General features: G+C 66.8%; 10 protein-coding genes and 1 pseudogene. 6 read left to right on the top strand and 5 right to left on the bottom strand.

The genetic code is table 11. The features are described from left to right. Both SD72_RS17605 and SD72_RS17600 read right to left on the bottom strand, forming a co-directional pair. Positions 1-149, bottom strand: a 149-nt coding sequence (locus SD72_RS17605) for a helix-turn-helix domain-containing protein (RefSeq protein WP_157000657.1), incomplete at its 3' end; no start/stop codon positions are given. Between the two features lie 883 nt (positions 150-1032). Then, positions 1033-1173, bottom strand: a pseudogene (locus SD72_RS17600) (SDR family oxidoreductase); the annotation flags it as partial. Between the two features lie 175 nt (positions 1174-1348). Here SD72_RS17600 and sigK point away from each other — a divergent pair. From sigK to SD72_RS16555, 4 genes are all read left to right on the top strand, one after another. Beyond that, positions 1349-1933: an ECF RNA polymerase sigma factor SigK gene (gene sigK / locus SD72_RS16570; protein WP_042545575.1), complete on the top strand. Its 585-nt coding sequence runs from the start codon at positions 1349-1351 to the stop codon at positions 1931-1933. 82 nt (positions 1934-2015) lie between these two features. After that, positions 2016-2681, top strand: coding sequence for a haloacid dehalogenase type II (locus SD72_RS16565; RefSeq protein ID WP_042545574.1), 666 nt, complete (start codon positions 2016-2018; stop codon positions 2679-2681). A gap of 40 nt (positions 2682-2721) precedes the next feature. Continuing rightward, on the top strand, positions 2722-3225 hold the full coding sequence (locus tag SD72_RS16560) for a hypothetical protein (RefSeq protein ID WP_042545573.1): 504 nt from the start codon (positions 2722-2724) through the stop codon (positions 3223-3225). A 1-nt stretch (position 3226) separates the two neighbouring features. Further along, positions 3227-3490 (top strand): hypothetical protein, encoded by a 264-nt coding sequence (locus SD72_RS16555; RefSeq protein WP_042545572.1) that lies wholly within the window; start codon positions 3227-3229, stop codon positions 3488-3490. Positions 3491-3523: 33 nt separating this feature from the next. On the opposite strand, the gene SD72_RS16550 is transcribed toward SD72_RS16555, so the two are convergent. The 3 genes from SD72_RS16550 to SD72_RS16540 all read right to left on the bottom strand — a co-directional run bounded on the left by SD72_RS16550 (position 3524) and on the right by SD72_RS16540 (position 4843). Beyond that, a complete protein-coding gene (locus SD72_RS16550; protein ID WP_052492788.1) occupies positions 3524-3868 on the bottom strand; it encodes a DUF202 domain-containing protein in 345 nt (114 codons plus the stop codon). Continuing rightward, positions 3865-4239: a YidH family protein gene (locus tag SD72_RS16545; protein WP_042545571.1), complete on the bottom strand. Its 375-nt coding sequence runs from the start codon at positions 4237-4239 to the stop codon at positions 3865-3867. The genes SD72_RS16550 and SD72_RS16545 overlap by 4 nt, the downstream gene beginning before the upstream one ends. 151 nt (positions 4240-4390) lie before the next feature. Continuing rightward, entirely contained in the window at positions 4391-4843 is a 453-nt protein-coding gene (locus SD72_RS16540; RefSeq protein WP_052492787.1) for a MarR family winged helix-turn-helix transcriptional regulator, read from the bottom strand. A 78-nt stretch (positions 4844-4921) separates the two neighbouring features. Between SD72_RS16540 and SD72_RS16535 the strand changes: the two genes are divergently transcribed. Together SD72_RS16535 and SD72_RS16530 are read left to right on the top strand one after the other, a co-directional pair. Further along, on the top strand, positions 4922-5146 hold the full coding sequence (locus SD72_RS16535; RefSeq protein WP_052492786.1) for a pyridoxamine 5'-phosphate oxidase family protein: 225 nt from the start codon (positions 4922-4924) through the stop codon (positions 5144-5146). A gap of 32 nt (positions 5147-5178) precedes the next feature. Then, positions 5179-5609 (top strand): NAD(P)-dependent oxidoreductase (locus tag SD72_RS16530; protein ID WP_232299843.1); only part of this gene is annotated, 431 nt, incomplete at its 3' end.

Below are 5609 nucleotides of genomic sequence, written 5' to 3'. Positions count from 1 at the left end.
CCGTCTTCAACGTCGGCGATCTTCAGCCACCGTTGCAGGCACGACTCCGAGATCCCGAAGTCTTTCGCGATCCGGCTGATCGGGGCTTCGCCCCGACGAGCGACCGCGACGACATCGCGACGGAACTCCAATGGGAATGCTTTGGGCACGGTGACCATCCTTCCGTGAGAACGAAAATCCTCACAGCGCAGGAGTCAACCGAACCGACAGCAGTCCCGGGCGCCGTCATTGACCTCTACGCTGACGCTATCCGGGCAGCCCGCTCCTTCTGACCCAGAGGCAATGGCCGGCATGACAAAGCATCTGCGTCACATCGCGGACTCGATCGACGCCGCCCTAGGCGTTGCCCTTCCGTCCGCCGCGGCTTAGCGAAATGGCCGCATCACCCCAACTAACGACTTCACGCGGATGTTGATAAGCGGCGACCGCGCCTCAAGGACACCAGTTCAGGAGAGCATCCGAGGCGCTACCTGTGCTCGGGCACCAGCTCAACCTAATGTGAGGGCCGTGTCGATGGGGTTCATCTGGCTTGCCCGTGAACGCCACCCACGTGTGGTGTTCCCTCCTCGTCATCTCCCGCGGCATGCACTCACCCAGAAGTTGCAGTCATGCCCACCAACGAACCGACGACACCCAGTCCCCGTGTCAGTCCCCCACACCGACACCGCCGCATCCCTTCAAGCGTCGTTCGAGGAGCCGCTGCAGCGACGACCTTCGCGGCACTCGTCGCAGCCTTCGGCGGAATCGTCCTCCAGGCATGCACCTAGGCACCCCTTCGCGATGATGTTCTGATCCGACAATCTCGGTCGACCCCACCTGCCCGGACACGTTGGGGCGTCTGGCAGACCACCGTCGACCAGGCATCTCACATGCGGCCTTAAAGTAACTGAACCATGCGTGAGTCGCGGCCTAGCGAGAGGACCAAGGCCCGGCCGAACCAGACAGCCTGGAGAAGGCGTTCCCACGTCGGCCCGGCACGAGGTTAGGTTCCTCGACCTGGCGGCCGGTGCTGAAGTCGCCGGGATATTGAGCTCAAATGAGGAAGCCGTCGACGGCCAGGGATGTCCCGGTGATGCAAGAGGCGTCATCGGAGAAGAGAAGATCGATCGCGGTGGCGACCTCGCGGGGCTCGCCCATGCGCTTGGAGGCAATGGACTCCTTGATCGCTTCGTTCTCTTCCGCAAAGTGCCGTCACCCAACACCTCCTGCGCCGCGGCTGACGACCGCCGCAGACGAAACGTGTGCCCCCCGTTCTGGGGTCGTCACGTCCGTTTCAGACGCATAGAGTCCACGGAGTGTCGTCGGGGGGCACACGACCCCGACCACCGAGCCACCCGGACTGGACGTCATGCCTCTCGCACCCGCACCGCCCTGGGGCGTCGAACGCTCCGACGACGACCTCCTCGTCCTCGTCGCCGAAGGCAACCAGCAAGCTTTCGCGCTCTTCTACGACAGCACGGCTGCGCGGGTCCTGGGTCTGGTCCGGCGCATCCTGGTCGACCCGGCGCAGTCCGAGGAGGTCACGCAAGAGATCTTCCTCGAAGCCTGGCAGACCGCCGCTCGCTTCGACCCCGCGCGGGGCAAAGCGTCGTCGTGGCTGCTCACGATGGCGCACCGCCGCGCCGTCGACCGGGTGCGCGCCTCCCAGTCCGCACGTGACCGCGACCTCGCGGTCGGTGCCAGGGAGTTCGACGACGCACGGGACGACGTGGCGGAGACCGCCGAGACGCGGGTCGAGCACGAGCGGGTGACGAGGGCCATGCGCACCCTGACCGACCTGCAGCAGCAGGCCCTCGAGCTGGTGTACTTCGGCGGGCTGAGCCACAGCGAGGCTGCCCGCGAGGCCGGCGTCGCCATCGGGACGATGAAGACCCGCGTCCGCGACGCCCTGATCACCCTCCGACGCGTGATCGCCGAAGCCGAAGCGGCCTGACCGACCGAGGCATCCGGTCTCGTCGGCGCCGCGAAACCCGCTTCCGAGCCGAGCATCCGAGACATCGGAGCACAGTGGTGAGATGACCCGGCAGCCCGTGACCATCATCTTCGACGTCAACGAGACCCTCTCGGACCTCAGCCCCGTGGCCGACGCGTTCGAGCACCTCGGGGCGGGTCGAGAGTTGGCCGCGACATGGTTCGCCTGTGTCCTCCGAGACGGTTTCGCCCTCACGACGGCCGGCAGCGATGCCTCGTTCCACGACATCGCCTCGAACGACGCCCGTGACCTGCTCACGGCGTGGCTACCGCCCGTGCACCTCGACAGGGGTGTGGAGACCGTCATGACCGCGTTCGCCCACGTGCCACCGCATCCCGACGTCGCCGACGGGCTGCGGACGCTCCACACGGCTGGGCATCGGTTGTTCACCCTGTCCAACGGCCCCACCGCCACAGCCGAGAGGCTGCTCGACGAAGCCGGCGCCCGAGACACCATCGAGCAGCTGCTGACGGTCGACGGCCACACGCCCTGGAAACCCGCCCGATCCGCGTACGTGGAGGCCCGCGAACGCATCGGAGGCGCTGGTCCCGTCTACCTCGCCGCCGTCCACCCCTGGGACGTCCACGGTGCAGCCGGCGCCGGGCTCTCCACGATCTGGATCAACCGATCCGGGCGGGAATACCCCGCCCACTTCTCACCACCCACCCTCACCGTGTCCGGTGTCGACGAGATCGCCACGCACCTCTGAACGCGTCAACACCAATCGTCAACCCACCCAGGAGTCCTCGATGCCGCCCCTGTTCAGCATTGCCCTCATCGCCACAGCCGTCGCCCTGTTCGCCACCCGTCTCACCCTCCGTGCCGTGCCACTGGGTTCGAGAGAACGCGCCTTCACCTACGTCGACCTGGCACTCGTTACCATCGGCACCCTTGGTCTCGTCCTTCACTGCGGCGCCATGTTCTACCGCAGCACCCTCGCCGCCGTACCGGGCTCGGCGGGCTACATCACCGCCGTCAACCAGATGGGCACCGCGAGCATCGTCTTGTACATCGTTCCCGCAGCCGTCGTCCTCATCGGCCTCCGCCGACAACAGCCTGTCGTCGTGACGCTCCTCGGGCTGTCCTTCATCGCCGTCGGAGTGACCATGTACAACCACGGCCCCCTGAACACGCACCTCACGGCGATCTTCATCAGCGGCGTCGTTCTCGCAGCCACCCTCGCCCTGTTCGCATCCCGGCCGAACACCGCGAAAGCGGGTCGCGAGGCAACACGATCTGTGCGACGGCAATAGCGTGAGTCGCGACGCACGTGCCACGAAGGCCTGCGACGGCTCAACGACTGCGATCGTGCACGACGGGAAGATCGCCAAGCGACGCGGATACACGGCCAATGCGCCCATGCACGACTGGTGGGGAGCTGTGACGTCGCGCACCGGACACACAGCCTGTCGGGCGAACGGACAAAGGTCGCCTGACGGACACCTCCCCGGGTGCGCCGAGGCGGGACGCAAGCTCACCGTCGACGAGATCGAGAAGCTCTTCCTCACCCGCGCCTGACACCGCCGCCTCGGTGGCTGAGTCAGCATCCACTCACGACGACGTCAGCAAGAAGAAGAACGCAGCACCACCGACCAGCGCCGTGAGTGCTGCGGTCGCCAGCACCGTTCGAGCCCCCGTCGGGAGTGAACCGGGATCGATGTGACTCAGGTGACGTCGACCGGATCGATACCTCTTGTTCGTAGTGAAGAACAGGCACACGGCGGCTGTCACGCCGATGCCGGCGACACCCCACGCAGCGAGACCGAACACGTCCTCGAGACCACGGCCAGCTGCCAGTGACGCCGCGACGAGACCGAGCGCCACCCGCTGCCACGCCAACGATGTCCGCTCGAGCTGCATGCCTTCGTCGGGGACGAGGCCGGATGCGTCCGTCACGGTTGGAGACCGATCAGGACGAGAACCGCGGCGGCAGCGACCGCGAGCCCGAGAGGCAGGGCGAACAGGGGCGCCGGGAGGGGTCGCCTGAGTCGCATCGCCCTCTCGGCCCACCACCATCCGACCCATGCCTGCACGGGCGCAAGCAACCCTGCAGAGACCAGGACGACGGCCGCGGCATGGCGAAGACCCGCATCGATCGGGTTGCCCAGGACGTCGAGGGCCACGCCAGCGGCCAACAAGCCGAGTCCGGTGCTGATCCAGGCGAGGAAGGTCCGTTCGTTCGCGAGCGAGTACCGCGGGTCCGGTTCGCTTCCTACGGAGTAGAGCGAGCGGGGGAAACGTCGCGGACGATCATCGGAAGCAGCCACTCGTGCATTGTGCCAAAGCCCACCGACCTGACCGTCGTGTCCATGATGCAGACCTCGCCGACGACGGCATCGTTCGCCGGGTTGACTGAGAGCCGATGTCCTGTCGGGCGGCGTCGACGTCGATCAGGACCACGAGCTGAGCGTGGTGCATTCAGGGCTCGGTAGCTAGAGCGATCTTCAGCAGGAGCCGGTTGAGCTCGTTGCTCTCGTCTCTGCTGAGCGCGGCGTCGCCGAGGTCGTTGGCGGCCAGCGCGATCACCCACGCCTGCTCGAGGGCCTCGCTCCCGGCGTCCGTGATCCTCACGGGGTTACGTCGCCCCTTTCCGCGGTCGCCGACACGGCAGATCAGATCTCGTCCCTCCAGGCCGTCGAGGAGCGGGGCGACGCTCTGCGGCCGCAGCAGCACGGCCCGCGCGATCTCGGCCGTGGTCAGTTCGCCCTCTTTCTCGAGGAACGCGAGGACGCCGAACTGGATCGGGTTCAGGCCGAGGCTTGCAAGGCGCCCCGCGAGGCGGTTCCCGACGAACCGTGCGACCCGGACGACGTTCCAGGTCAGGACGTCGTCCAGGTCCCGCGCCGCTTCGGAGTCCGGGAGAGAGGGCATGCCCTCATCCTTCCATCGCCCGCTTCGAGCGCGTACGCTCGAAGAAACAGAATTCTGTTACTCGATGAGGAGAAAGACATGGCCGACACCACCCCCACCCAGCACCACGTCGCCGAGCTGGTCAGTGACGCGAAGGTCGCGATGTTGACCACGACGACCTCCGACGGCCGCAACGTCAGTCGGCCGATGGCCCTGCAGGAGGCCGAGTTCGACGGCGACCTGTGGTTCTTCGCCTACGACGACTCCGCCAAGGCGCAGCAGATCAGCGCACACGGGCAGGTCAACATCGCGTTCGAACTGTGACTCGGGCCAGCGAGGCGGCGGCAAGCAAGAACGTGGAACACCTTCCGCGCCTCTTGGTCTTGGGAGCGAACGGCCCCACAGGCCGAGAGGTGGTGCGGCAGGCGCTCGACCGCGGGTACGACGTCCGGGCACTCACCCGCCGGCCCGACTCGTTCCCCGTACGCCACGATCGGCTCCGGGTCCTCGCCGGTGACGCGACCGATCGCAACGTGATCGACGACGCCGTCGCGCAGACCGACGCCGTGATCTGCACGATCGGAGCGAAGTTCACTTGGCAGGCGGTCGACGTGTACTCCACCAGTGCGCACCTGCTCATCACAACGATGGCGAAGCACGGCCGACAGCGCTTGATCGTGGTGACATCGTCGGGGGTAGCCCCATCGCAACAACGGCACGGCCCGGTCCAGAAAGGCTCTCACTCGTTGATGCGACACGCTGGCCGCCACCGCCCAGGCCCTCGCCC

Source organism: Leucobacter komagatae (assembly GCF_000834055.1).
GTDB classification, from domain to species: domain Bacteria; phylum Actinomycetota; class Actinomycetes; order Actinomycetales; family Microbacteriaceae; genus Leucobacter; species Leucobacter komagatae_A.
The sequence above is the reverse complement of the archived record's forward strand: the minus strand, read 5'-3'. Positions and strand labels throughout refer to the sequence as shown.

Coding starts and splice junctions, on each gene's coding strand:
- SD72_RS16540 (WP_052492787.1), bottom strand. CDS start 4,843: ATGCCCTCTCTCCCGGACTCCGAAGCGGCGCGGGACCTGGACGACGTC.
- sigK (WP_042545575.1), top strand. CDS start 1,349: ATGCCTCTCGCACCCGCACCGCCCTGGGGCGTCGAACGCTCCGACGAC.
- SD72_RS16560 (WP_042545573.1), top strand. CDS start 2,722: ATGCCGCCCCTGTTCAGCATTGCCCTCATCGCCACAGCCGTCGCCCTG.
- SD72_RS16535 (WP_052492786.1), top strand. CDS start 4,922: ATGGCCGACACCACCCCCACCCAGCACCACGTCGCCGAGCTGGTCAGT.
- SD72_RS16565 (WP_042545574.1), top strand. CDS start 2,016: ATGACCCGGCAGCCCGTGACCATCATCTTCGACGTCAACGAGACCCTC.